General features: G+C 70.1%; 22 protein-coding genes and 1 pseudogene. 4 read left to right on the forward strand and 19 right to left on the reverse strand.

What is annotated here, in order from left to right; translation table 11 throughout:
- Positions 1-25: 25 nt before the first annotated feature.
- Positions 26-988, forward strand: coding sequence for an ROK family protein (locus tag ACEN9V_RS02030; RefSeq protein ID WP_413601922.1), 963 nt, complete (start codon positions 26-28; stop codon positions 986-988).
- Between the two features lie 84 nt (positions 989-1,072).
- Complete coding sequence (locus ACEN9V_RS02035; protein WP_281264560.1) at positions 1,073-1,612, forward strand: hypothetical protein; 540 nt, start codon at positions 1,073-1,075, stop codon at positions 1,610-1,612.
- A 10-nt stretch (positions 1,613-1,622) separates the two neighbouring features.
- Here ACEN9V_RS02035 and ACEN9V_RS02040 read toward each other — a convergent pair whose 3' ends face one another.
- The 18 genes and pseudogenes from ACEN9V_RS02040 to ACEN9V_RS02125 form a co-directional block, all read right to left on the reverse strand.
- On the reverse strand, positions 1,623-3,956 hold the full coding sequence (locus ACEN9V_RS02040; RefSeq protein ID WP_413601923.1) for a RelA/SpoT family protein: 2,334 nt from the start codon (positions 3,954-3,956) through the stop codon (positions 1,623-1,625).
- Positions 3,957-4,016: 60 nt separating this feature from the next.
- Entirely contained in the window at positions 4,017-4,355 is a 339-nt protein-coding gene (locus tag ACEN9V_RS02045) for a rhodanese-like domain-containing protein (RefSeq protein ID WP_413601924.1), read from the reverse strand.
- A gap of 5 nt (positions 4,356-4,360) precedes the next feature.
- Entirely contained in the window at positions 4,361-5,359 is a 999-nt protein-coding gene (gene secF, locus ACEN9V_RS02050; RefSeq protein WP_413601925.1) for a protein translocase subunit SecF, read from the reverse strand.
- Entirely contained in the window at positions 5,359-7,113 is a 1,755-nt protein-coding gene (gene secD, locus ACEN9V_RS02055) for a protein translocase subunit SecD (RefSeq protein ID WP_413601926.1), read from the reverse strand. Before secD ends, secF begins: the two co-directional genes overlap by 1 nt.
- A gap of 96 nt (positions 7,114-7,209) precedes the next feature.
- Positions 7,210-7,596: a preprotein translocase subunit YajC gene (locus ACEN9V_RS02060; RefSeq protein WP_281264555.1), complete on the reverse strand. Its 387-nt coding sequence runs from the start codon at positions 7,594-7,596 to the stop codon at positions 7,210-7,212.
- Between the two features lie 82 nt (positions 7,597-7,678).
- A complete protein-coding gene (ruvB, locus tag ACEN9V_RS02065) occupies positions 7,679-8,716 on the reverse strand; it encodes a Holliday junction branch migration DNA helicase RuvB (protein ID WP_413601927.1) in 1,038 nt (345 codons plus the stop codon).
- The gene (gene ruvA, locus ACEN9V_RS02070; RefSeq protein WP_413601928.1) at positions 8,713-9,336 is read right to left on the reverse strand and encodes a Holliday junction branch migration protein RuvA; all 624 of its coding nucleotides are present in this window, start codon (positions 9,334-9,336) and stop codon (positions 8,713-8,715) included. Before ruvA ends, ruvB begins: the two co-directional genes overlap by 4 nt.
- A 113-nt stretch (positions 9,337-9,449) precedes the next feature.
- Positions 9,450-10,064 (reverse strand): annotated as a pseudogene (ruvC, locus tag ACEN9V_RS02075) (crossover junction endodeoxyribonuclease RuvC); the annotation flags it as partial.
- A gap of 20 nt (positions 10,065-10,084) precedes the next feature.
- A complete protein-coding gene (locus ACEN9V_RS02080) occupies positions 10,085-10,855 on the reverse strand; it encodes a YebC/PmpR family DNA-binding transcriptional regulator (RefSeq protein WP_402728728.1) in 771 nt (256 codons plus the stop codon).
- Between the two features lie 114 nt (positions 10,856-10,969).
- Positions 10,970-11,581 carry a pyridoxal 5'-phosphate synthase glutaminase subunit PdxT gene (gene pdxT / locus ACEN9V_RS02085; RefSeq protein WP_413601929.1) on the reverse strand — a complete coding sequence of 204 codons (612 nt, stop codon included), beginning with the start codon at positions 11,579-11,581 and terminating at the stop codon, positions 10,970-10,972.
- Positions 11,571-12,497: a pyridoxal 5'-phosphate synthase lyase subunit PdxS gene (pdxS, locus tag ACEN9V_RS02090; RefSeq protein ID WP_413601930.1), complete on the reverse strand. Its 927-nt coding sequence runs from the start codon at positions 12,495-12,497 to the stop codon at positions 11,571-11,573. The genes pdxT and pdxS overlap by 11 nt, the downstream gene beginning before the upstream one ends.
- 13 nt (positions 12,498-12,510) lie before the next feature.
- The gene (locus ACEN9V_RS02095) at positions 12,511-13,083 is read right to left on the reverse strand and encodes an HIT family protein (protein WP_413601931.1); all 573 of its coding nucleotides are present in this window, start codon (positions 13,081-13,083) and stop codon (positions 12,511-12,513) included.
- Positions 13,083-15,005, reverse strand: a complete 1,923-nt coding sequence (gene thrS / locus ACEN9V_RS02100; protein ID WP_413603028.1) for a threonine--tRNA ligase — start codon at positions 15,003-15,005, stop codon at positions 13,083-13,085. The genes ACEN9V_RS02095 and thrS overlap by 1 nt, the downstream gene beginning before the upstream one ends.
- Positions 15,006-15,159: 154 nt before the next feature.
- A complete protein-coding gene (locus tag ACEN9V_RS02105) occupies positions 15,160-15,702 on the reverse strand; it encodes an adenine phosphoribosyltransferase (RefSeq protein ID WP_281264548.1) in 543 nt (180 codons plus the stop codon).
- A 60-nt stretch (positions 15,703-15,762) separates the two neighbouring features.
- Entirely contained in the window at positions 15,763-15,996 is a 234-nt protein-coding gene (locus ACEN9V_RS02110) for a hypothetical protein (RefSeq protein ID WP_413601932.1), read from the reverse strand.
- 602 nt (positions 15,997-16,598) lie between these two features.
- The gene (locus tag ACEN9V_RS02115; RefSeq protein ID WP_413601933.1) at positions 16,599-19,202 is read right to left on the reverse strand and encodes an ATP-dependent Clp protease ATP-binding subunit; all 2,604 of its coding nucleotides are present in this window, start codon (positions 19,200-19,202) and stop codon (positions 16,599-16,601) included.
- 107 nt (positions 19,203-19,309) lie between these two features.
- The gene (gene ybaK / locus ACEN9V_RS02120; protein ID WP_413601934.1) at positions 19,310-19,795 is read right to left on the reverse strand and encodes a Cys-tRNA(Pro) deacylase; all 486 of its coding nucleotides are present in this window, start codon (positions 19,793-19,795) and stop codon (positions 19,310-19,312) included.
- A gap of 85 nt (positions 19,796-19,880) precedes the next feature.
- Positions 19,881-20,075, reverse strand: a complete 195-nt coding sequence (locus tag ACEN9V_RS02125; protein ID WP_413601935.1) for a hypothetical protein — start codon at positions 20,073-20,075, stop codon at positions 19,881-19,883.
- Positions 20,076-20,168: 93 nt separating this feature from the next.
- Between ACEN9V_RS02125 and ACEN9V_RS02130 the strand changes: the two genes are divergently transcribed.
- Positions 20,169-21,038 carry a hypothetical protein gene (locus tag ACEN9V_RS02130; RefSeq protein ID WP_413601936.1) on the forward strand — a complete coding sequence of 290 codons (870 nt, stop codon included), beginning with the start codon at positions 20,169-20,171 and terminating at the stop codon, positions 21,036-21,038.
- A 227-nt stretch (positions 21,039-21,265) separates the two neighbouring features.
- Positions 21,266-22,630, forward strand: a complete 1,365-nt coding sequence (locus tag ACEN9V_RS02135) for an MFS transporter (protein ID WP_413601937.1) — start codon at positions 21,266-21,268, stop codon at positions 22,628-22,630.
- Between the two features lie 151 nt (positions 22,631-22,781).
- Here the strand turns inward: ACEN9V_RS02135 and ACEN9V_RS02140 are convergent, their stop codons facing one another.
- The gene (locus ACEN9V_RS02140; RefSeq protein ID WP_413601938.1) at positions 22,782-24,815 is read right to left on the reverse strand and encodes a carboxypeptidase regulatory-like domain-containing protein; all 2,034 of its coding nucleotides are present in this window, start codon (positions 24,813-24,815) and stop codon (positions 22,782-22,784) included.
- Positions 24,816-24,892: the final 77 nt, after the last annotated feature.

Below are 24,892 nucleotides of genomic sequence, written 5' to 3' on the forward strand. Positions count from 1 at the left end.
TCCAGACCGTCGCATCGGAGCGCGCATGTCGAACACCGACCCCATCACCGACCACCCCGGGTCGCTCGCCCTCGCCGTGGACCTCGGCGGCACCAAGGTCGAGGCGGCCCTGGTCACCGACCAGGGCGTCGTCCTGCCCGGGACCCGGTTCCGGAGCCCCACCGGCCCGCAGCGCAGCTCCGAAGCGCTGCAGGCAGCCGTCGACGAGGTGGTCACGAGCGCCCTCGCGGCGCTGCCGACCGACGCGACGCTCGCCGGTGTCGGCATCGGCTCGGCCGGCCCCGTCGACGAGGAGCACGGGCTCGTCTCGCCGCTCAACATGCCGGTCTGGCGCGGCTACCCGCTCCGCGACCGCGTCGCGGCGCTCGTCCCGGCCGGGACGCCGGTGACGCTGCGGATGGACGGCCTCGCGATCACGCTCGCCGAGCACTGGCTCGGTGCGGCGCAGGGCTCCGACCACGTGATGGGCATGATCGTCTCCACGGGCGTCGGCGGTGGGCTCATCCTGCACGGCCGCACCGTGAGCGGTCCGACCGGCAACGCCGGGCACATCGGTCACGTCGAGTGCGGTGGGTACGACGACCCGTGCGCCTGCGGCGGCACCGGCTGCCTGGAGGCCGTGGCGAGCGGGCCGAAGACCGTCGCGTGGGCAAGGCGGCAGGGGTTCACCGGGGAGACCGGCGAGGAGCTGTCGGCCGCGTACGCCGCCGGGGACGAGATCGCCGTCGCGGCGATCAAGCGCAGTGGTCGCGCCCTCGGGCAGGCCATCGCCGCCGCCACGTCGCTCGTGGACCTCGAGGTGGTGGCGATCGGCGGCGGGTTCTCGCACGTCACGCCGGACCTGTTCGAGTACGCCAGGCAGGCCGTCGCCGAACGCGTGGAGTTCGGCTTCGTGACCAAGGTGCGGATCGTCCCGACCGGGCTGTCCCAGGACGGGCCGCTCATCGGCGCCGCGGCGCTCGTGCACCGCTCCCACGTCCTGCGCTGAGCCGGCCCGCACCAGCCGCTGTCGAGCTGCGCTGCTGTCCACAGTCGGCTCCATCGCGTCGGTGCGGTGCGGCAGGATGACCGGGTGCGCTCCTCCCGACTCGTCACCACCGACGACTGGCCGGAAGCCGAACTCCGCGCAGCGGTGCTCGCCGGCGACCTGGTCGCGATCGGCGAGTGCTGGGCGTCCGTCGCGGAACCGACGGACCCGGGGCTGCGTGCTGCGTCGTTCCGCTGGAGCGTGGGGGACGAGCGGATCATCGCATCGGACCGCAGCGCCGCGTGGATCTGGGGCGGGTGCTCGCGGCCGCCGCTCCCCCACGACGCCTGCATCGACGACGGGCAGCGCGTGCGCCAGCGGGGCGGTGGACGCGTCCGCGAGGTCCGCGTCGAACCATCCGACGTCGCGGTCGTCGCCGGCGTCCGGGTGACGACCCCGGTCAGGACCGCGCTCGACCTGCTGCGGATCGCCGGACCGGCGGACTGGGCGGTCCGCGCCCCTACCGTCCTGGGACTGCTCGCGGCGACCGACACCGCGCCGTCGACGCTCCGGCTCCGCCTCCGGCAGCTCGGGACGGTGCCGATGGTGCGGCAGGCGGAACGGCGGCTCGCCGAGCTGGTGTGACCGCTCCTGGTCAGCCTGCGCTGACGCGGTAGACGTCGTACACGGCGTCGATGCGTCGCACCGCGTTGAGGACGCGGTCCAGGTGCGTCGTGTCACCCATCTCGAACACGAACCGGGACAGCGCGAGACGGTCCGACGACGTCGACACGGTGGCCGACAGGATGTTCACGTGATGGTCGGTCAGCACCCGGGTGACGTCGCTCAGCAGTCCCGACCGATCGAGCGCTTCGATCTGGATCTGGACCAGGAACACCGACTTCGACGACGGCGCCCACTCGACCTCGATCATGCGGTCGGGTTCGTTCATCAGCGACTTCACGTTGGTGCACGATGCCTGGTGCACGGACACACCCTGCCCGCGGGTGATGAACCCGACGATCTGGTCGCCGGGAACCGGGGTGCAGCACTTCGCGAGCTTGACGAGGATGTCGGGCGCCCCGCGGACGAGCACGCCACTGTCGCTGTTGCGGAGCTGCCGGCTCGTGACCTGCCGCGGGAAGGCGAGCTCCGGTTCGTCCGTCTCGGTCTCGGTCTGGACGCCCGCGAGCACCTTCTCGATCACCGACTGCGTCGAGACGTGTCCCTCGCCGATCGCGGCGTAGAGCGCGGAGACGTCGTCGTACCGCATCGCGGATGCGACCTCCGAGATGGAGTCCTGGCTCATGATCCGCTGGAGCGGCAGGTTCTGCTTGCGCATCGCACGGGCGATGGCGTCGCGGCCCTGCTCGATCGCCTCTTCGCGGCGCTCCTTGGTGAACCACTGCTTGATCTTGTTCCGCGCGCGGGGGCTGCGGACGAAGGTCAGCCAGTCCTGGCTCGGCCCGGAGTCGGGGTTCTTCGACGTGAAGATCTCGACGACGTCACCGCTCGACAGCGAGCTCTCGAGGGGCACCAGGCGACCGTTCACCTTCGCGCCCATCGTGCGGTGTCCGATCTCGGTGTGCACCGCGTACGCGAAGTCGACCGGGGTCGCACCGGCGGGGAGCCCGATGACCTTGCCCTGCGGCGTGAAGACGTAGGTCTCCTTCGCGCCGATCTCGTAGCGGAGGGAGTCGAGGAACTCGCCGGGGTCGCTGGTCTCGGCCTGCCAGTCGGTGATGTGCGCGAGCCACGCCATGTCGTCGTTCGCGCTCGAGCTGTCCACGTCGCGACCGGCGGCACGCTGCTTGTACTTCCAGTGCGCGGCGACACCGAACTCGGCGCGCTGGTGCATCTCGTGCGTGCGGATCTGGATCTCGACCGGACGCCCCTGCGGCCCGAGGACCGTGGTGTGCAGCGACTGGTACAGGTTGAACTTCGGGGTCGCGATGTAGTCCTTGAAACGTCCGGGCAGCGGGGTCCAGCGCGCGTGCACGGAGCCGAGCATGGCGTAGCAGTCGCGGACCGTGGGGACGAGCACCCGGATGCCGACGAGGTCGTAGATCTCGTCGAACTCGCGGCCCCGGACGATCATCTTCTGGTAGATCGAGTAGTACTGCTTCGGCCGGCCCATGACCTCGCCGCGCACCTTGGCGGCCTTGAGGTCCTTCTTCAGCGTCCCGATGACGTTCTGGACGAACTGCTCGCGCTTCGGCTGCCGTTCCTTGACCAGGCTGTCGATCTCGACGTAGAGCTTCGGGTGCAGCACCGCGAACGACAGGTCCTCGAGCTCGAGCTTGATCATCTGGATGCCCAGACGGTGCGCGAGCGGCGCGTAGATCTCGAGGGTCTCCTTGGCCTTGCGCGTGGCCGAGGTGGACTCGACGAAGCCCCACGTCCTGGCGTTGTGCAGGCGGTCCGCGAGCTTGATCACCAGGACGCGGATGTCCTTCGACATCGCGATGACCATCTTGCGGACGGTCTCGGCCTGGGCGCTGTCGCCGTACTTGACCTTGTCGAGCTTCGTGACACCGTCGACGAGCATCGCGATCTCGTCGCCGAAGTCGTGGCGCAGCTGGTCGAGCTGGTAGTCGGTGTCCTCGACCGTGTCGTGCAGCAGCGCAGCCGCGATCGTGATGGGCCCGATGCCGAGGTCCGCGAGGATCTGCGCGACCGCGACCGGGTGCGTGATGTAGGGCTCGCCGGACTTGCGCTTCTGGCCGTCGTGCGCGCGTTCCGCGACCGAGTACGCACGCTCGATCAGCGTGACGTCCGCCTTCGGGTGGTGCGAGCGCACGGTCCGGATGAGCGTGTCGACGGCACCGGCCGGCTGGGCGCGGGAGAACAGGCGCGGCAGCAGGGACCGGAGGGAGCCGAGGTTACCCGTGGTGTTCGGGCCCACGGGCGGGCTGGACGGCAGCGGGGACGGACCGGGGCGGCTCGCGGCGGAGTCGTCCTGCGCCGACGTCTCACGGATGTCCGTCATGCTGCGTCTCCCAGAACTCGAACCGGCCGAACTCGATCCGACCAGACTACGCGCGTGTCGTCAGTGCTCGTGACCACGTTCGCGCTGGGCGTCGGCGCGCTCCACCGGCGCACCGGCGGCTTCCCACGCCACCATGCCGCCGGCGAGGTTCACCGCAGGGACGCCGGACTGCTCGAGGGCCGCGACGACCCGGGCGGACCGCATGCCGGAGTGGCACACGATGATCGCCGGGTCGTCGGTCGGTTGGATCTCGGTCCACCGGGTCTGGAACTCGGACATCGGCACGAGGGTGGCCTGGGGCGCGTGGACCTCGTCCCACTCCCCCGGCTCGCGCACGTCGTACAGACGCGCGCCGTTCTCGATGCGACGGAGGGCCTCGTCGACGGTGATCTCGTCCATGCGGCTCAGGCCTCGACCGGCGCGGCGGTCTCCGCACGCTTGCGCGCGGCGGCGGCCTTCTTCGCGTCGGCCTGCTTGATCTTCGGTTCGTTCTCACGCAGGTGCGCGTACATCGGCGACGCGATGAAGATCGTCGAGTACGTCCCGACGATGATGCCGATGAACAGGGCGAGCGAGATGTCGCGCAGGGTGCCGGCGCCGAGCACGTACGACCCGATGAAGAGGATCGCCGCGACGGGCAGCAGCGCCACGACGGACGTGTTGATCGAGCGGACCAGCGTCTGGTTCACCGCGAGGTTGACCGACTGGACGAACGTCCGGTGCGATTCCTGCGCGGTGTTCTCGCGCACCTTGTCGAACACCACGACGGTGTCGTACAGCGAGTACCCGAGGATCGTCAGGAAGCCGATCACCGCGGCCGGCGTGACCTCCAGCCCGACGATGCCGTACACACCTGCGGTGATCAGGAGGTCGTGGAGCAGCGCCACCATCGCCGACAGCGACATCTTCCACGTGCGGAAGTACAGCGCCATGAACACCGCGGCGAGGGCGAGGAAGATGATCAGACCACGGATCGCCTGTGCGAGCACGTCGGCGCCCCAGGTCGCACCGATGAACGTCGACGCGACCTGGTCCCTGTCGACCTTGTACGCGTCGGCCAGCGCGGTCTGGATCTGCGTCGTCTCGGCATCGGTGAGCTGCCCGGTCTGCACGCGGATGCCGTGCGTCCCGAGCTGGGAGACGCGCGGGATCTCATCGGGGACGATCTTCTCGACGGTGTTCGTCGCGAGGTTCTGGTCGACGGTCTTGGCGTCGGAGATCGTGAACTCGGACCCGCCGGTGAACTCGATGCCGAGCTGGTACCCGCCGCGGAGCCACGGCACCGCAAGGGAGACCACGATCGCGGCGATCGCGATGATGTACCACGTGCGACGGCGTCCGACGATGTCGTACGAGCGCTTGCCCGTGTAGAGGTCGTTGCCGAACTGGCTGAAGCTCGCCATCAGCTGTCCTTCCCGTTCGGCTTGCCGCCGTTGTCGGTGGTGTCGCCGTTGCCGGCCTTCCGCTCAGCGATCGTCTGGCGGCGCTGTGCCTCGCCGGCGGCCCGCTGGCGCTTGCCGTCCACGACGGGCGCACGGAACTGCGCACGACCGCGGTAGACCGCGCCGAGGGCTGTCGGGTCGAGGCCGCTGAACCGGTGTCCCTCGTTGAAGAAACGGCGACGCGAGATGAGCTGCAGCATCGGGTGCGTGAAGAGGATCACGACCACGACGTCGATCAGGGTGGTGAGGAGCAGCGTGAACGCGAAGCCCTTCACGTCGCTCACCGCGAGGATGTACAGCACGATGGCGGCGAGGAAATTGATCGAGTCGGACGCCAGGATCGTGCGGAGCGCACGCTTCCAGCCGGACTCGACGGCTCCCTCGAGCGCGCGGCCGTCACGGAGTTCGTCACGGATGCGCTCGAAGTAGACGATGAACGAGTCCGCCGTGATGCCGATCGCCACGATCAACCCCGCGACGCCGGCCAACGACAGTCGGTAGTCGACGCGCCAGGACATGATCGCGATCACCAGGTACGTCAGGGTCGCGGCGACACCGAGCGAGAGCACCGTGACGAACGCGAGGGCCCGGTACTGGATCACCGAGTAGATGATGACCAGGATCAGACCGATCAGGCCGGCGATGAGGCCGCCGATGAGCTGCGCGCTGCCGAGCGTGGCCGAGATGTTCTCGTTCGACTGCACCTTGAAGTTGATCGGCAGGGCGCCGTACTTCAGCTGGTCCGCAAGGGTCTTCGCCGACTCCGCGGTGAACGAGCCGGTGATCTGGGCCTTGCCGTTCGTGATCGCGCTGTTGGTCTGCGGGGCCTCGATGACGGATCCGTCGAGGACGATCGCGAACTGGTTCTGCGGCGACTGCAGGGACACCAGGCGGTTCGTGACGGCCCGGAACTCCTTCGTGCCGGTGCTGTTGAAGTCGAGGGTCACCGCCCACTCGCCGGTCGTCGTGCCCTGCGAGTTTGACGCCAGCCCCGAGGTGGCGTTCGAGATGCTGGCGCCGTCCACCTCGACCGGGCCCAGGATGTACTTCGAGGTGCCGGACACGTCACACGTCACGAGCGGCTGGTCGTCCGGGGCGGCGGTGACGTCGTCCGGGGCGTTGCAGTTGTAGTTGGTGTACAGGTCCTGCAGCTTCGGCGACGCCCAGTTCAGGTCGCTGGCGTTCGTCGGCTTCGCGCTGGGCGTCGCCGGGAGCGATGCCGGTGGCGTGTACGGCGTCGGGGAGGCGCTCGACGACGAGCCGCCGCCGACCGACGAGTTCGTCGCGGCCTCGGTGTAGAGGACCGGGCGGAACGTCAGCTTCGCCGCCGCCTCGATGCGGTTGATGGTCTGCTGGTCCGGCTTGCCAGGGATCGACACCACGATGTTGTTCGCACCCTGGCGGTTGATCTCGGTCTCCGAGACGCCGGTGGCGTTGACACGCTGGCGGATGATGTCCACGGCCTGCTTGAGCTGGTCGGCCGTGGCCGCCGAGCCGTCGGTGCTCTGCGCCGCCAGGGTCAGCTGCGTGCCGCCCTGCAGGTCGAGGGCGAGCTCGGGGACCCAGCTCGCTCCCTCGAACCACTTGCCCGTGTCGTCCTTGCTGGTGCTGGCCAGGATCGACGCGGCCGTGTTCAGGCCAGCGAGGACCGCCATGAGGATCACCAACCAGGTGAGCGAGCGCAACGCCTTCTTGACGGGTGTCGATCGTGCCACCGGTCGTCTCGTCTTTCTGTCAGGACCGACGGCGCGCACGCCGACGGCAGGGGGTGTCACCGCCCGGTCACGGTTGTGTCCGGGCGGGTGAGCGGATCAGTCCTCGGACTTGCGCTTCGCCTGTTCGGCGTCGTCCGCACGCTCGCCGTAGACCGGCTCGCCGTTCAACTCGGCGACGGGCTTCGGCTCGTCTTCCGGGGTGGCGGTCGTCTCGATGTCCGACGCGGTGTCGTCGACGACACGCGAGAGGGTCTGACGGTGGACGGTGACGATGGTCCCCGGCGCGATCTCGACGTCGGCGGTGACCTTCTCGTCGTCGACCGACAGGAGCGTGCCGTAGAGACCGAAGGACAGCATGACGCGGGCTCCAGGAACCATCTTGGTCGCGAGCTCCGACTGCTGCTTCTTGCGCTTGCGGCTGTTGTAGAACATGAAGGCCGCGAACGCCACGACGATGACGATGAGGATGACTTCTTGACCCATGATTGCGATGCCTTCTCTGGTATTTCGGTTTCGGGCCGTAGCAGTCTAGGGCACGTGGCTGTGGCGGATGCCGCAGACGGGTCTACTCGTCGTCGAACAGCCCCGGTTGGGAGGAACCGGCCGGCTGACCGGGCGTGAGCCCGAAGTGTCGCCAGGCCGCCGGCGTGGCGATCCGACCCCGAGGAGTGCGGGTGACGAGCCCGATGCGGACCAGGAACGGCTCGACCACCGACTCGATGGTCTCGGATTCTTCCCCGACGGAGACCGCGAGCGTGTTCAGGCCGACCGGTCCCCCGTCGAACCGGGTGAGCATCGTCTCGAGCACCGCGCGGTCGAGTCGGTCCAGCCCGTACTCGTCGACGTCGTAGAGCTCGAGGGCGCCCTGCACCGCGGCCATGCCGTCCCGGGTGCCGTGCACGAGGGCGTAGTCCCGGACGCGGCGGAGCAGACGGTTCGCGATGCGCGGCGTGCCCCGTGACCGACCGGCGATCTCGCGGAGCGCGAAGCGGTCGAAGTCGAGTTCGAGCAGGTGTGCGGCGCGGATGAGGACCTGTTCGAGTTCGTCCCGTTCGTAGAACTCGAGGTGCGCCGTGAACCCGAAGCGGTCTCGCAGCGGGTTCGGCAGGAGGCCCGCCCTGGTGGTCGCCCCGACGAGGGTGAACGGCGCGAGGTCGAGCGGGATGCTCGTCGCCCCCGCACCCTTGCCCACCATCACGTCGATGCGGAAGTCCTCCATCGCCAGGTACAGCATCTCTTCGGCCGAGCGGGCCATCCGGTGGATCTCGTCGATGAACAGGACCTCACCGGGCATCAGCGACGACAGGACCGCGGCGAGGTCGCCGGCGTGCTGGATCGCCGGACCGCTCGACATGCGCAAGGGGCGACCGGACTCGTGCGCCACGATCATCGCGAGCGTGGTCTTCCCGAGCCCGGGCGGACCGGCCATCAGGATGTGGTCGGGCGTGCGGTCCTGCATCGCTGCGGCCTTGAGGAGCAGGTCGAGCTGCCCGCGGACCTTGCGCTGCCCGACGAACTCGGCGAGCGACTTCGGACGGAGCGCGCCTTCGAACGCGAGTTCTTCCGGTGACTGGGCGTCCGCCGCGGTGATCCCGCCGCTCATCGGCCGGCCCCGGTCGGGCGGAGGGCTCCGAGCGCGGCACGGAGGAGTGCCTGGGTCCCCATGGCCGCGACACCGGGTTCGTTCGCGATCGTGTCGTCGACCGCGGAACGTGCTGCATCTTCGCGCCAGCCGAGCCCGACGAGCGCGATGACGACGTCTTCCGACGCGGGGTGCGCCGTGGCGCCATGACCGGCAGCAGCTGCGGCGGACGAGGTCTCGAAGGCGGTGAGCTTGCCGGACAGCGCGACGATGATGAGCTTGGCGGTCTTCGGCCCGATGCCGGACACCTTCCGGAACGCGGCGTCGTCGTCGTTCGCCACGGCGTTCGCGATCTGTCCAGGGTCCATCGCGCCGAGGACACCGAGCGCCGACTTCGGGCCGACCCCGGACACGCTGCGGAGCAGGTCGAAGACGCGCAGCGCGTCGGTCGACTCGAACCCGAAGAGCAGGTGCTCGTCTTCACGCACGATCATCGCCGTGCGCACGAACACCTCGGCGCCGTGGCGCATGGTGAGTGCGTGTGCCGGTGTCACCGTGACGGCGTAGCCGACTCCCCCGACCTCGATCACGACGGCGGATCCGGCGACGTCGATGCAGGTGCCCCGGAGACTCGCGATCATGCCCCGAGCCTACGTCCAGCCGCCGACGCGACGGACGAGCCACGCTGCGACGCAGCGTCGACGGGTGCAGCCGCCGACGTCCCCGACGCGGCGCGCTGTACCCCCGTCCCCGAGCGCCCAGCGGACGCGGCGGCCGCCGCCGCGCGTGCGAGTGGCGAGGACGCCGTGCGCCCACCGGTCCCGGCCTGCGCGTCGCGCCATGCGCGCTGCGCCGGCGTCAGACTGCCGGACTGCACACCGACCTGGTCGGGTGCACCGAGCCTCCAGGCATGACAGACCGCCAGGGCGAGCGCGTCGGCGGCGTCCGCCGGCTTCGGGGCTTCGGCGAGACCGAGCACACGCGCGATCATCGCCTGCACCTGCTTCTTGTCGGCGTTGCCGTACCCGGTGACGGCTGCCTTGACCTCGGACGGCGTGTGCAGCCCGACCGGGATGCCGCGCACCGCAGCGGCGTGCAGTGCCAGGCCGGACGCCTGTGCCGTGCCCATCACGGTGCGGACGTTCGCCTGGGCGAACACCCGCTCGACCGCGACGGCGTCTGGGTGGTGTTCCTCGATCTGCTCCGCGATCCCCGCGGCGATCAGGACCAGCCGCTGCTCGAGCGCCATGTCTGACGGGGTGCGGACCACGGTGACCGCGACCATGCGGGCGCGACGGTCAGGGGTGACCTCGACGACGCCGACGCCGCACCGCGTGAGCCCGGGGTCGACCCCGAGCACGCGGAGCACGGGCCCGGGGCGCGACAAGGTCAGTCCTCGTCCTCGTCCTGGTCGAGCTCGGCCTGGACGTCGGCGGGGATGTCGAAGTTCGCGTAGACGTTCTGGACGTCGTCGGAGTCTTCGAGTGCGTCGATGAGGCGGAACACCTTGCGGGCCGTCTCGGCGTCGACCGGGACCTTCAGGCCGGGCACGAACTCGGCGTCGGCGGAGTCGTAGTCGATGCCGGCGTCCTGCAGCGCGGTGCGGGCCGCGACGAGGTCGGTCGCCGAGGTGTAGACCTCGAAGCCGCCGCCCTGGTCGATGACGTCCTCGACACCGGCGTCGAGCACCGCGGTCATCACGTCGTCCTCCGACAGGCCGTCCACCTTCGAGACGGAGATGACGCCCTTGCGGGAGAAGTTGTACGCGACGCTGCCCGGGTCGGCCATGGTGCCGCCGTTGCGGGACATCGCGGTCCGGACCTCGGCCGCTGCACGGTTCTTGTTGTCCGTGAGGCACTCGATGAGCATCGCGACGCCGTTCGGGGCGTAGCCCTCGTACATGATCGTCGTGTACTCGATGGACTCACCCGTGAGCCCGGCACCGCGCTTGATCGCGCGGTCGATGTTGTCGTTGGGGACCGAGGTCTTCTTCGCCTTCTGCACGGCGTCGACCAGGGTCGGGTTGCCCGACATGTCGGCGCCGCCCATCTTCGCGGCGACCTCGATGTTCTTGATGAGCTTCGCGAACGACTTGGCACGTCGCTGGTCGATGACGGCCTTCTTGTGCTTCGTCGTTGCCCACTTGGAATGCCCGGACACGGTTCTCCTTGCGTCTTGCGGAAAGTCCAGATCAGTGTAGCGATCTGGAGGCTCGGTGCGGTCTCGGCGCGCAGGCCGCGGTTCCGAGCGGGTCAGGCGGCGGTTCCGAGCGGGTCAGGCGGAGCGGACGAGGTCCAGGAAGCGTCGGTGGAAGCGGTCCTCGCCCGTGACCTCCGGGTGGAAGGCGCTCGCGAGGACGTTGCCCTGCTGCACGGCGACCGCGCGGCCGTCCGGCAGCGCTCCGAGGACCTGGACTCCGGCACCGTGCTGCTCCACGACCGGTGCACGGATGAACACCGCGTGCACCGGTGCCTCGCCGAGGTCGGGCATCGGGATGTCGATCTCGAACGAGTCGTTCTGGTTGCCGAAGGCGTTCCGCCGCACCGTCGTGTCGAGCACGTCGAGCGTCCGCTGCCCGGTGGTCGCGTTCGTGATCCGGGCGCTCAGCATGATCATGCCCGCGCACGTGCCGTAGGTCGGCAGGCCGTTCCGGATCGCAGCGGTCAGCGGCTCGGCGAGACCGAAGACCCGCGAGAGCTTGTCCATCACCCCGGATTCGCCGCCGGGGATCACGACGCCGTGCAGGCCGTCGATCTCCTCCGGGCGGCGCAGCGACACCACGTCGGCGCCGAGCTCGGTCAGCGAGACGATGTGCTCGCGGAAGTCGCCCTGCAGTGCGAGCACCCCGATGCGGGGCGCTGCACCACCGATGGGGCTACCAGCCACGCTCGGCGAGGCGGTGCGGCGCGGGGACGTCGGCGACGTTGATGCCGACCATCGCCTCACCGAGACCGCGGGACACCTCGGCGATGACCTTGCGGTCGTCGTGGAAGGTGGTCGCCTTGACGATCGCGGCAGCACGGGCGGCCGGGTCGCCGGACTTGAAGATGCCGGAGCCGACGAAGACGCCGTCGGCGCCGAGCTGCATCATCATCGCGGCGTCCGCCGGGGTCGCGACGCCACCTGCGGTGAAGAGGACGACGGGGAGCTTGCCGGTCTCGGCGACTTCCTGCACGACGTCGATCGGGGCCTGCAGTTCCTTCGCCGCGACGTACAGCTCGTCGGGGCGGAGGTTCCGGAGCGCCGCGATCTCCTTCGAGATGGTGCGGATGTGCTTGGTCGCCTCGGAGACATCACCGGTGCCGGCTTCGCCCTTGGAGCGGATCATCGCCGCGCCCTCGGTGATGCGGCGGAGCGCCTCGCCGAGGTTGGTGGCACCGCAGACGAACGGAGTGGTGAACTTCCACTTGTCGATGTGGTTGACGTAGTCAGCGGGCGACAGCACCTCGGACTCGTCGATGTAGTCGACGCCGAGCTCCTGCAGCACCTGCGCCTCGACGAAGTGACCGATGCGCGCCTTCGCCATGACCGGGATCGACACCGCTGCGATGATCTCCTCGATCATCGACGGGTCGGACATGCGGGCGACGCCGCCCTGCGCACGGATGTCGGCGGGGACGCGCTCGAGGGCCATGACCGCGGTCGCGCCGGCTTCTTCCGCGATGCGGGCCTGTTCGGCGTCGACGACGTCCATGATGACGCCGCCCTTGAGCATCTCCGCGAGGCCGCGCTTGACGCGCGAGGAGCCGGTGATGGACGTGCCGATGGGGTCCTGGCCGGGGGTACTGGTGCTGTCGCTCATGATGGCGACCAGTCTAGTGCTGCGCGGGCCACGCTTCCGCGACGAGCCGGCGGGTGTCCCCGAGCATCTGGGACATCGACTTGGTGCGGGCGATGATCGGGAAGAAGTTCGAGTCGGACTCCCACCGCGGGACGATGTGCTGGTGCAGGTGCCCGGCGACGCCCGCCCCGGCGACCTCGCCCTGGTTCATGCCGATGTTGAAGCCGTCGCAGTGGGAGACCTGCCGGAGGACCCGCATCGCGGTCTGCGTCAGCTCGCCGATCTCCCGGAGTTCTTCTGGGGTCGCCTCGTCGTAGAGGGGCGTGTGGCGGTAGGGGCAGACGAGCAGGTGCCCGTTGTTGTACGGGTACAGGTTCAGCAGGACGTAGGCGTGCTCGCCCCGCGCGACGATGAGCGCGTCCTCGTCGGACTTTCGCGGTGCTTCGCAGAACGGGCAGTCGTCTTTGTGCCCGCGGCCCTCGCCCTCGCGACCGGCGTCGATGTACGCCATCCGGTGCGGGTTCCAGAGGCGCTGGAAGGCATCCGGGACGGCCGCCTGAGTGGCGGCGTCCCGGATGACCAGCGGCTCGTCCTGCTCTGCCGACATCAGACCTGAGCGCGCTCGCGGATCGCGGTGAGGATGCGGTCGACCGCCTCGTCCACCGGCACGCCGTTGTCCTGGCGACCGTCGCGGAAGCGGAACGACACCGCACCGGCGTCGCGGTCGTCCCCGCCCGCGATGAGCTGGAACGGCACCTTCGCCTTGGTGTGCGTGCGGATCTTCTTCTGCATGCGGTCGTCCGAGTGGTCGACCTCGGCGCGGACGCCGTGCGCACGGAGCTTCGCGATCACCTCGTCGAGGTAGTCGGCGTACTCCTCGGCGACGGGGATGCCCACGACCTGCACCGGGGACAGCCACGCCGGGAACGCGCCGGCGTAGTGCTCGGTCAGCACGCCGAAGAACCGCTCGATCGAGCCGAACAGGGCGCGGTGGATCATCACGGGACGCTGACGGGTGCCGTCGGCTGCCGCGTACTCGATGCCGAAGCGCTCGGGCAGGTTGAAGTCGAGCTGCACGGTCGACATCTGCCACGTGCGACCGATGGCGTCGCGGGCCTGGACGGAGATCTTCGGGCCGTAGAACGCGGCGCCGGCGGGGTCCGGCACGAGTTCGAGCCCGGACTCCTCGGCGACCTCGCGCAGGGTGTTCGTCGCCTCTTCCCAGACGTCGTCGTCGCCGACGTACTTCTCCGGGTCCTTCGTGGAGAGCTCGAGGTAGAAGTCGTCGAGGCCGTAGTCGCGCAGCAGCGAGAGGACGAACTGGAGCGTCGTGGTCAGCTCCTCCTTCATCTTCTCCTTGGTGGTGAAGATGTGGGCGTCGTCCTGGGTCATGCCGCGGACCCGGGTGAGGCCGTGGATGACGCCGGACTTCTCGTTGCGGTAGACCGTGCCGAACTCGAACATCCGCAGGGGCAGGTCGCGGTAGGACCGTGCCTGCGAGCGGTACGCCAGGATGTGCATCGGGCAGTTCATCGGCTTGAGGTAGTAGTCGGCGCCCTGCCGGGTGACGTTGCCGTCCTCGTCCACCGCCTGGTCCATGTGCATGGGCGGGAACATGCCGTCCTTGTACCAGCCCAGGTGCCCCGACTGCTCGAACAGGTCGCCCTTGGTGATGTGCGGTGTGTAGACGAACGAGTAGCCGTTCTCCTCGTGCCGACGACGCGAGTAGTCCTCCATCTCGCGGCGGATGATCCCGCCCTTCGGGTGGAAGATCGCCAGGCCCGAGCCGATCTCGTCCGGGAACGAGAACAGGTCGAGCTCGGCACCGAGCTTGCGGTGGTCGCGCTTGGCCGCTTCCTCCAGACGCACGAGGTACCCCTTGAGCTGGTCCTTGTCCGGCCATGCGGTGCCGTAGATGCGCTGCAGCTGCGGGTTCTTCTCGGAGCCGCGCCAGTAGGCGGCGGCGACGCGCATCAGCTTGGCCGCGTTGCCGATCCACCGGGTGTGCGGGACGTGCGGGCCGCGGCAGAGGTCCTGCCAGACGACGTCCCCGGACTTCGGGTCGACGTTCTCGTAGACGGTGAGTTCACCGGCGCCGACCTCGACGCTCTCGCCGGAGTCGCCGTCGGCCGCGGCGCCCTTCAGGCCGATGAGCTCCTGCTTGTAGGGCTCCCCGGCCATCAGCTCGCGGGCTTCGTCGTCGGTCACGACCCGGCGACGGAAGCGCTGGGCCTGCTTGATGATGCGGTCCATGCCCTTCTCGATGGCCTTGAGGTCCTCGGGCGTGAACGGCTCGGCGACGTCGAAGTCGTAGTAGAAGCCGTCGGTGACGGGCGGGCCGATGCCGAGCTTGGCGTCGGGGTTGATCTGCTGCACCGCCTGCGCGAGGACGTGCGCGGCGGAGTGGCGCAGGATGTCGAGGCCGTCCTGCTCGTCGAGGGTGACCGGCTCGGCGGTCTCCCCCGCCTGCACGTCCGCGGCGAGGTCCTTGAGGACGCCGGCGACGCGGATCGCGACGATCCCGCGCACGCCGTCGAAGAGCTCGGTGCCCGTCGTGGTCGTCGTCGCGGTCCGGGGCTCGGGTGCCTGGGGAAGCTCTGCGGGCTCGGGTGCGACTGACTCGGTCACGATGATGGGACTCCTCGGTTGGATGGGGTGGATCAAGACTAGTGCGCGAGGGCGGTCACGCCGGGACCATCCCGAGCGTCGTCACGGGCAGGCGCGGTTCGATGCGCTCCCGGCCCGCGAGCCCGTCGAGTTCGAGCAGCGCCGCGAACCCGATGGCCTGGTATCCGGCGCGTTCCAGCAGCGTGATCGTGGCGTCCGCGGTCCCGCCGGTCGCGAGGACGTCGTCCACCACGAGCACGCGCGTACCCGCCGGGAGCTGACCCGGACGGAGCTCGAGCTCGGCCTCGCCGTACTCGAGCGCGTACTGCTCACTGAGGACCTCGCCGGGGAGCTTGCCCGCCTTCCGGATCGTCAGCACGCCGACTTGGTGCTGCGCGGCGATCCCGCCGGCGAGTGCGAACCCGCGTGCTTCGATGCCCGCGACGGCGTCGAACCCGGCGCCGATCGCGAACGGGGCTGCGAGGGCTTCGCAGACCCGGCCGAACGCCACGGCGTCGGAGAACACCGGCGTCACGTCACGGAACAGGATCCCCGGCTTCGGGAAGTCCGGGACGATGGCGGTGAGTCGTTCGACGAGGGCAGCAGCGGTTTCGGTCACCCGACAACGGTACGGGTTCGACGACGAACGCCCGGCACACCGGGTGCCGGGCGTCCGTCGTCAGCGCCACACGCGCATGCCGGCACCGAGCATCAGCCACTGGGCTTCACGCTCGGCGCGTTCGCGATCGAGCTGCACGCGCAGAGCGGGGTCGATCGAGGGCCGGACACGACGGGTGCGGCGGCTCCAGATGATGAGTGCCATCCCGATGCGCAGCGCGACCCGGTCGGTCAGGGAGACCGTGCGGGGCGCGTCGAGCGCTTCGGGGGGACGGAGGACGGACTTCGTTGACATCGTGGTCACCGTTCGATGAAGGAATGTTGAACAAGAAGAGGGCATGGTGAATCACCCCATGCCGGGCGTGGGGAATGGACCGGACCCGGAATCGATGCATTCGCACCGAATGACCCGGAATCGGTCAGGAGAACGTCGTGACACGGAAATCGTCGCAGCCACCACCGACATTCCCGACGGCATTCCCGGTCGTCGTCGTGCGCCGGACCATGACCGCGATGCGGCGGTCCGGCGAGCACCGACGACGGCCGGTCAGCCCCGAACGATCCCTGCGCGAGCGGTGCTCAGCGCGCACACCGAAGGGGTGCGGAGATCGGGCGTGTGGCGGACGTTCCGCGTCAGCGGGACCCGGCGAGCGGGGCGCCGGTGATCCCACGGACTGCACGGAACGGCGTCTGCGTGGTGATGGTGTTGGTGAACATGTCGGCCCCCTTTCGGCACGAGGTCTGGGTGCCGCAACCAGATCGTTCGCGGCGTGAGAACACTATCCACATTCCCGGCAGGAGCGCAAGCAGAAATCGGAAGAAAAGAGAATTGCATTCCCGAACACGACGAACGCCCCGGAACCGATGCGGTTCCGGGGCGTTCGGGATCGAGCTGGACTAAACGCCGACCGCTGCCTGCGCGCGCACGACCAGGCCGTCCTCGCCGACGGTCACGCGGACCGTGTCACCGGCCTGCACGGCACCGTCGACCACGAGGGTCGCGATGCGGTCGTCGACCTCGCGCTGGATCAGCCGGCGCAGTGGGCGGGCGCCGTACTCCGGCTCGTACCCGTGCTCGGCGAGCCAGTCGACCGCCTCGTCGGACACCGACAGCACCATGTCCTGCGCGATGAGTCGCATCGCGGTCTCCGAGACGAGCAGGGAGACGATCGCGTGCAGCTGCGCACGGTCGAGCTTGCGGAACAGCACGATGTCGTCGATGCGGTTGATGAACTCGGGGCGCATGGCCTCGCGGAGCTTGCCCATCACCCGGTTCCGCAGGTCGTCGTCCGAGTAGCCGCCGTCCGCCGACGCCGAGAACCCGAGCGCACCGGAGCGCGACGCCAGGAACTCGGACCCGATGTTCGACGTCATGATGACCACCGTGTTCCGGAAGTCGACCGTCCGCCCCTGTCCGTCGGTCAGGCGACCGTCGTCGAGCACCTGCAGGAGCAGGTTGAACACGTCGGGGTGCGCCTTCTCGACCTCGTCCAGCAGGACCACCGAGTAGGGGTTGCGACGGACGCGCTCGGTGAGCTGACCGGCCTCGTCGTAGCCGACGTACCCGGGAGGGGCGCCGACCAGTCGGGAGACGGTGTGCCGCTCGCCGAATTCGCTCATGTCGAAGCGGAGCATCGCCGACTCGTCGCCGAACAGCGACGCCGCGAGCGACTTCGCCAGCTCGGTCTTGCCGACGCCGGTCGGCCCGAGGAACAGGAAGCTGCCCACCGGTCGGCGCGGGTCGCCCATGCCGGTCCGGTTGCGCCGGACCGCCGTGGCGATCGCGCGGACCGCGTCGTCCTGGCCGACCACGCGTTCGTGCAGCTCGGACTCGAGCGCGGCGAGCCGCGTCCGGTCGCCCTGCGTCAGCCGGGTGGCGGGGATCCCGGTGGCGCGGCTCACCACGGCAGCGATGTCCGCTTCCGTGATCTCGCCGGTCACCCGGTCCTGTTCAGCGGTTGCCGGACTGGAGGCACGGCTGACGTCCGCCGACGAGGCGGCGGTGATCCGGGCCTCCAGTTCGACCGTCTGGTCGCGCAGGCGCGACGCCTCCTCGTAGAGCTCCTCGGCGACTGCGCGGTCCTTGTCCGCCAGCAGTTCGGCGAGCTGGTCGCGGAGCGCCTCGACGTCGACCTCGCCCGAACGGGCGAGCCGACGGCGTGCGCCGGCCTGGTCGATGAGGTCGATGGCCTTGTCCGGCAGGTGCCGGTCGGTGACGTAGCGGTGCGACAGCTCGACCGCGGCGCGGAGGGCGTCGTCGGTGTACGTGACACCGTGGTGCTCGGCGTAGCGCGGGGCGAGGCCGGTCAGGATCGCGACGGCGTCCTCGACGCTCGGCTCCCCCACCGTGACGGGCTGGAAGCGACGCTCGAGTGCCGCGTCCTTCTCGATCCGTCGGTACTCGTTCAACGTCGTCGCGCCGACCATGTGCAGGTCACCGCGCGCGAGCCGGGGCTTGAGGATGTTGCCGGCGTCCATCGAGCCGCCCTCGCCGCCACCACCGGCACCGACGACGGTGTGGAGCTCGTCCACGAAGACGATGAGCTCGTCGGCGTGCGCCGCGATCTCGTCCATCGCCTTCGTGAGGCGCTCCTCGAAGTCACCGCGGTAGCGGGTGCCGGAGAGCATGCCGGCGAGATCGAGGGAGACGACGCGCTTGCCGTGGAGCAGGGCGGGGACGTCACCGTCGGCGATGCGCTGTGCGAGTCCCTCGACGATGGCGGTCTTGCCGACGCCGGGCTCGCCGATCAACACGGGGTTGTTCTTGGTGCGACGGAGCAGGATCTCGACGGTCTGCTCGATCTCCTCCGCACGCCCGACCACGGGGTCGATGCGGCCGTCACGAGCGCGCTCGGTCAGGTCGGTGCCGAACTGGTCGAGCGTCGGGGTGCCCGACTGCTCCTGCTGGTCCGCCTCGGTCGTTCCCGGCATGGGACGCCCCTCTCGAGCCGCCTCTGCGGCCTGTTGTGCGTAGGACTGCATGACCTGGGGCGTCACGCCGGCGCTCGCGAGGAGCTGGCCGGTGACGGTCTCCTGGTCCATCACGAGCGCGAAGAAGACGTGCTCGGGGTCGGTGTAGGTGCTGCCGAACCCGCGCGCGGCCTGCGTCGCCTCCACGAGGATGCGCTGCGCGGACGGGGTCAGCGCCGGGCGCCCGTCGACGCGGACGTCGGACGGGGCGGGGAGTCGCTGCTCGATCTCCTCGGCCAGGCGCTCGGGGTCGACGCCACCGGAGCGGATCACGGCGTCGAAGGGCTGGGTGCGGACGAGCACGTGCAGGATGTGCAGTGCGTCGATCTCGCGCTGCCCCTGCGCCACCGCGAACTCGGCGGTGTGCTGGAGCAGCTCGTGGGTGCGACGGCTGAGCAGTCGCGTGATGTCGACGGGGCGCCCCAGCGAACGGTAGCGCTGGGTGTCACCGTCGGTCTGCGCCGCGAGCAGGCGGGCGAGGAACTCGTCGAACGAGTCACTGCCGCCGGTCGGGCCGAACGTCTCTGGCAACGGGACCTCCTGGGAACTTGAGTGCCTTTGACTCAATGCAACGCAGGAGGCGCCGGGTCATTCCCGGTCGTGCGAGAAACTTGCGGCGAACCGACTCAGGTCCAGGATCAGGTGCGGGCGATCGCAGCGGTCGTGGCTTCGGTGACCGCGAGCAGGTCGCTCGGGGCGATCTCGATGTCGAAGCCCCGACGGCCGCCGGACACGAAGATCGTCGCGTACTCGGTCGCCGACTCGTCGAGCACGGTACGGATCCGGGAGCGCTGGCCGACGGGGCTGATCCCGCCGACGACGTAGCCGGTGCGCTTCTCGGCGAGGGCGGGGTCGGCGAGCGTGGCCTTCTTGCCCCCGACCGCCGCCGCGATGGCCTTGAGGTCGAGACGGTTCGCGACCGGGACGATCGCGACCGCCAGGGTCCCGTCGACGGAGACGATCAGCGTCTTGAAGACCTGTTCCTCGCGGAGGCCGAGCGCGGCCGCCGCCTCTTCGCCGAAGTTCGTCGCGGTCTCGTGGTGCTCGTACACGTGCGGGGTGAACGGGACGCCTGCCCGCTCCAGCGCGAGCGTCGCAGGGGTGCTCGGGGATCCAACGCTCATGCCGTGATCCTCCCCCGGCGATGGTGCATGCCATCCGAGGCACGCGGGGTTGCGCCGAACCGGTGGTCGCGCCGGGAGGTCCCGATCAGCCCTCGTGCTGCGGGCCCTGGTCGACCGGGTCGTACTCGGTACCGCGGCCCTGCTCCTCCTCTGGGAGCGGGACGTGCCGCTCGGTGCCGCTGCCACCGGGGTTCGTGGCGACGTAGTCGGCCTCGCCGGACTGCGTGTCGTGGCTGACGGGTTCGACGATCTCGGGGTCGGGTTCGCGGGGTGAGGTCATGCGCCAGGCCTACTCCCCCGAACTGGGCGAGCACGGCGCGCGGCGGAGTGCCACGATGAGCGGGAGAGCAGCGGCCGGAATCCGGGAGCACGCATGGCCGACGACGGCGACGACACCACGGACGCCCGAGCGCGCCTGGAACGCGTGGCGTGGGGTGCGGGGTCGACCGAGGCGGAGGCCGCGAAGGCGCGCATCGCGCTCGCGGACCTCGATCGACGGGCGCAGCGACGCTCGAGCACCGTCCGCCGCGAGCCCACGGCAGCGGAGACCGTCCACGGACCTGCCGCAGCGCCGGTACCCGAGCCGGCCACGGCGCTGCGACCCGACCCCGTGCCGGACGAGCGGTCGACCGGCCAGGGTGAGCCGGGCCTCCAGGCCGAGGTCGACCGATCGACCGAGCCGGACCGCCGGTCCGGTGCGGACGACGAGTCCGTGACGCAACCATCGTCGGTCTGGGCGCGCGTGCGGCGGGTGCTCGGCGAGCGGCGTGCGCGACCGTGGATCGCCGGCGGCGTCGCCGCGGCCGTCGTCGTCGCGTTCGGCACCGGACTCGTCGTCGGGACCGCACGTCCGGACACACCCGCGTCGCCGTCGGTGACCCCGACCGCTGGAACGGTGACCCTCGAGCAGCTCCTCGATGCGCCGCAGACGTACGCGGACCAGCTGCCGGGCTCGTTCGAGGTGCCGGTGAGCCTGCACACGACCCGACTCGTGTTCACGAACCGGTCGCTGAGCGGCGACGACTCGGCGACACCGTGGAACGTCTGGGCGGGCGTCGGCTCCGACCGGTCCACGATCTGCCTGGTGGCGACGGCGGACCGGCTGCAGGCCACGACCGCGTGCTACCCGAGGGAGGACGCGCTGCACGGGTCGGTGTCGCTCTCGGCGTCGTCGCTCAGCGGGACGCTCACGGTCAACCTCTCGGGTGGCGGCGTCCAGGGGCTCGTGACGAACGAGTACTGATCGGGAATGTCCGCACCGCTGCTGCGTTGGAGCGCTCCTAGAAGATTCACGGCGGTGCCTCTCGCCAGGCTCGGGACATCGTGCAACACTGGATGGACCGCACTCGCCGTGGAGTGATCAACCACACACCAACCCGCGAGCGCGCACTGCCCGACCGACCCGGTCGTGGTGTCGCCGACGTGACATCCCCGTCGCGCGCTCCGCCACGCCTTGAGGAGGTCAGCACCGTGTCCACCAGCACAGCGTCCATCAGCACGACCACGTCCACGGTCTCGACGTCCGTCCTGACCTCGAAGGCCGTCGTCGGCATCGCCGTCCTCGGCCTCGCGACCTTCTTCGCGATCACGACCGAGCTGATGCCCGTCGGGCTGCTCGGCACCATGAGCACGGACCTCGGTGTCACCGAGTCCACCATGGGCATCGTCATCACCGTCTACGCCACCGCGGTGGCACTGCTCGCGCTTCCCCTGACGTCGCTCACCGCACGGATGCCGAGGAAGACCGTGCTCGTGTCGACGCTCGTCGGGTACACCGTGTCCAACCTGATGATCGCGCTCGCGCCGTCGTTCGCGATCGTCTGTGCCGGCCGCGTCGTCGGTGGCATCGCGCACGCGCTGTTCTTCTCGGTCGCGTCGGCGTACGCCACGCGCATCGTGCCACCGCGGCTCGCCGGCCGTGCCATCGCGTTCGTCTACTCCGGCAGCTCGCTGGGCTTCGTCATCGGCGTGCCCTTGGCAACCGGGGTCGGCGAGTCGATCGGGTGGCGCCCGGCGGTCGGTGCCGTCGCGGTCTGCGCGGCGATCCTGGCCGTCGTGGCACTGGCGTTCCTGCCCGGTGTCCGCGGCACGTCCTCGCCGCACATCGGGTCGCCGAAGGCATGGGCGCGCAGCGGGCTGCTCGCCGTCGTCGTGGCCGACCTGCTGCTCTTCGCGGGGCACTACATCGTCTACACGTACATCGGGCCGTACGCGATCGACGCCGGGCTCGCCTCGGGCCTCGTGAGCGGGGCGCTGCTGGTCCTCGGCGGCACCGGGGTGATCGGGCTCTGGCTCGCCGGCATGTTCGTCGACAAGGCACCCCGGCAGACGCTCATCGCCGCGGTGGCCACGATGGCAGCCGCCTTCGTCGCACTGCCGTTCGTGCACGGTTCGCTCATCGGCACGATGATCGTCGCCGGCGTCTGGATGGCTGCGAACGGCACGACGGGGACGCTGTTCATGGCGGCTGCGATCCGCACAGGGGGCGTCTCCCCCGACATCGCGGGGGCGCTCGTCAACGGGGCATCGAACATCGGCATCGCCGCCGGTGCGGCCATCGGCGGGCAGGTGCTCGGGCTCACGGGCATGCAGACGATGCCGTTCGCCGGAGCCGTCGTGCTGCTCGGGTCGCTCGGGGTCGTCGTCGCTGCCCGTCGGGGCTTCCCGCTGCGGACGACGCACCAGGAGCACCTGTCGACCTCGTCGATCGAGGCGATCACGTCGTCGCTCGGGGTCGTCACCACGTCGATGCCGACCATCAGCCGGGCGATCCAGACCATGACGGGATCCGTCGCGACGATCACCGGGACGACGCGGACGCAGCGCTCGCGCTGACGCGGCGGGCCGCGGCGGGCGGGTAGACCGGCGTGGTGCGGTTCGCTCTCACACAACCAAAAGCGATCCGCGCCACGAGAAGTCGTGGCGCGGATCGCTTGCGGTTGTGCGGAGTGCCGCACCATCGGCGGCGACCGCGAGCGGCGCCGGGTCAGTCCTGCAGGTGCTCCGCGCGACGTCGGTTGCGAGCGGCTCGGAAGGTGAGCAGCCCGGCACCGAGGAGCACGAGCACGCCGGCCGCGATCAGCCCCGGGGTGAGGTCGGCTCCCGTGTAGGCGAGGGCACCGGTGGACGACGAGCCACCCGTCGAGGACACCGGCGTCGTGCCGCTGCCACCACCGGACACCGGCGGAGTCGTCGGGGTGGGGGTCGGCGTCGGCGTCACCGCTGCCGGGACGACGAACGCGATCGGATCGCCCGACCCCGTCTCAGGGGTGGTGATCGTCTTCCGCTGACCAGGATCCTCCCCGGTGCCGACGACGACCTCGTACTCCGAGGTGGGGTTGAGCCCCGGCAGCACGAACGAGCCGTCTCGACCAGTCGTCGTGCTCACCGGCTCCCCCGCGTCCGGTTCGGCGGGCGTCGCCACGACCTGGACACCTGCGACGGGGTCGCCGTTCGTGTCGGTGACGGTGCCCGGCTGCTCGACGACCTGCGGCGCGGCCGGTTCCGGTGTGGTGAAGGCGAAGTCCGCGTTCGCGACGTCCAGGCCGCCGGTCGTGTCCACCGCCAGGGTCGAGGCTCCCTCGGCGCCCTCGGCCGGGAGCGCGGAGCGCACCGTGTAGGCGCCGGGGACGGTCGTGAACTCGTACCCGCCACCTGCACCGGTCGTCGTGGACGCCAGCACGTTGCCGTCGGCGTCGAGCAGGTCGACGACGACTCCCGCGGGAACCGCGATCGTGTCGAGCGTGACAGTGCCGGAGATCGTCGAGACGGCAGTCGGCGGAGCGGCGATGGGGTCCAGCGGCTCCGGCGGCGCGCCGGCTTCCCCGGTCCTGATCGGCGCCGGGTCGGCACCGCCCACCGACACCGCCAGGTCGGTCTCTGGGGGCAGACCGGAGCCCGTGTAGACGCCCTCGCTGTTGGTCTCCGTGGTCACGAGCGTGGAGCCGTCCGCCGGGTCGATGATGACGACCGGCACGTTCGCCGCGGGGGTCGTACCGTCCTCGCCGGTGACGGTCCCGATCACGGATGCGGTGCCGTCCGGAGCCGTGAACGCACGATCTGCCCTGCCGTCGGTCCCGACGAGACTCACGGTGCTGCTCTGATCGAGCGGTTCGGCGCCGCTCGGGGGCGTGACCTCGACCGTGTACCCGCCGATCTGCGGCAGGTCCGGGAACGAGTAGGAGCCGTCGGTGCCCGTCGTGGTGGTGTAGATCGTCCCCCTGGGAGCCGTCACGGTGACGGTCGCGCCCGGGATCGGAGTCGTGTCGAGGGTGGCGACGCCGTTCAGCGCCGCCGTCCGCGACGCGAACCACGTCTGGTACACGGGGAAGCCGCTGCGCCACTGATAGCTGACCGTCAGGCTGAGGAGCGGGACCGTCGGGGTGAACCAGGCGGTCGCGCCGGCGGTGTCGTTCGCCGCGGCGTTGCCCGTGAGCGTTCCCGTCGTCTCGTTCCAGGTCGGCTTGTCCTGCCCGGTCGAGCCATCGGGGTCCGGCGTGCAGGACCACCCGCCCGGCGAGGACACCGAGCACGAGTTGTACGAGCCCTGGTACCCGAGCTCCGCCGGCGTGACGGTCCCACCGCCCGCGACGGTGGCGGAGATCGTCGCCTGGTCGGCGTCGATGTCACCCAGGACGAAGGACCAGCTGCCGACCGGGGTGCTCCCGTCGAAGGTGTAGGTCGTCACGGACGGGCTGCCCGCGTTGTTCGCGTTCGGCCGCTGGTTGATGTAGGTGTGCCCCTTGCTCGAGCCGTACAGCTGACCGGGCCCGGTCGCGGCGGACTGCCACGTGGACGCGCCGCTGACGACGGTCGCCTGGGACGCGTTCGACTTGAACGTGGTCTCCGGGAACCCCGGCATCGTCATGGTGCCGTGGTAGTCCTTGCCGGTCCCGCTGACCGTGAAGTCCCCCCAGTGCTGCGCCGGCGTAGCCGACGCGCTCGTCGCACCCCCGAGGGCCAACCCCGTCGCGAGGACGATCCCGGTCAACCCGGCTGCCACCATCCGCCAACGGCGCATGCGTACTCCCCTGTTCGCGCACCGACCGACCTCGATGCCCGCTCAGGCTATCCAGCAACCCCCCGTTCGGGCCAGAT

This window comes from Curtobacterium sp. Curtsp57, assembly GCF_047324335.1.
Taxonomy (GTDB): Bacteria; Actinomycetota; Actinomycetes; order Actinomycetales; family Microbacteriaceae; genus Curtobacterium.

What these genes read in the sequence shown, in the direction of transcription:
- ruvA (WP_413601928.1), bottom strand. Translation starts at nt 9,336, where the DNA reads ATGATCGCGAGTCTCCGGGGCACCTGCATCGACGTCGCCGGATCCGCC.
- pdxS (WP_413601930.1), bottom strand. Translation starts at nt 12,497, where the DNA reads ATGAGCGACAGCACCAGTACCCCCGGCCAGGACCCCATCGGCACGTCC.
- ACEN9V_RS02130 (WP_413601936.1), top strand. Translation starts at nt 20,169, where the DNA reads ATGGCCGACGACGGCGACGACACCACGGACGCCCGAGCGCGCCTGGAA.
- ybaK (WP_413601934.1), bottom strand. Translation starts at nt 19,795, where the DNA reads ATGAGCGTTGGATCCCCGAGCACCCCTGCGACGCTCGCGCTGGAGCGG.
- ruvB (WP_413601927.1), bottom strand. Translation starts at nt 8,716, where the DNA reads ATGAGCGGCGGGATCACCGCGGCGGACGCCCAGTCACCGGAAGAACTC.
- ACEN9V_RS02045 (WP_413601924.1), bottom strand. Translation starts at nt 4,355, where the DNA reads ATGGACGAGATCACCGTCGACGAGGCCCTCCGTCGCATCGAGAACGGC.
- ACEN9V_RS02040 (WP_413601923.1), bottom strand. Translation starts at nt 3,956, where the DNA reads ATGACGGACATCCGTGAGACGTCGGCGCAGGACGACTCCGCCGCGAGC.
- ACEN9V_RS02095 (WP_413601931.1), bottom strand. Translation starts at nt 13,083, where the DNA reads ATGTCGGCAGAGCAGGACGAGCCGCTGGTCATCCGGGACGCCGCCACT.
- ACEN9V_RS02140 (WP_413601938.1), bottom strand. Translation starts at nt 24,815, where the DNA reads ATGCGCCGTTGGCGGATGGTGGCAGCCGGGTTGACCGGGATCGTCCTC.
- ACEN9V_RS02060 (WP_281264555.1), bottom strand. Translation starts at nt 7,596, where the DNA reads ATGGGTCAAGAAGTCATCCTCATCGTCATCGTCGTGGCGTTCGCGGCC.
- secF (WP_413601925.1), bottom strand. Translation starts at nt 5,359, where the DNA reads ATGGCGAGCTTCAGCCAGTTCGGCAACGACCTCTACACGGGCAAGCGC.
- ACEN9V_RS02125 (WP_413601935.1), bottom strand. Translation starts at nt 20,075, where the DNA reads ATGACCTCACCCCGCGAACCCGACCCCGAGATCGTCGAACCCGTCAGC.
- ACEN9V_RS02030 (WP_413601922.1), top strand. Translation starts at nt 26, where the DNA reads ATGTCGAACACCGACCCCATCACCGACCACCCCGGGTCGCTCGCCCTC.
- ACEN9V_RS02110 (WP_413601932.1), bottom strand. Translation starts at nt 15,996, where the DNA reads ATGTCAACGAAGTCCGTCCTCCGTCCCCCCGAAGCGCTCGACGCGCCC.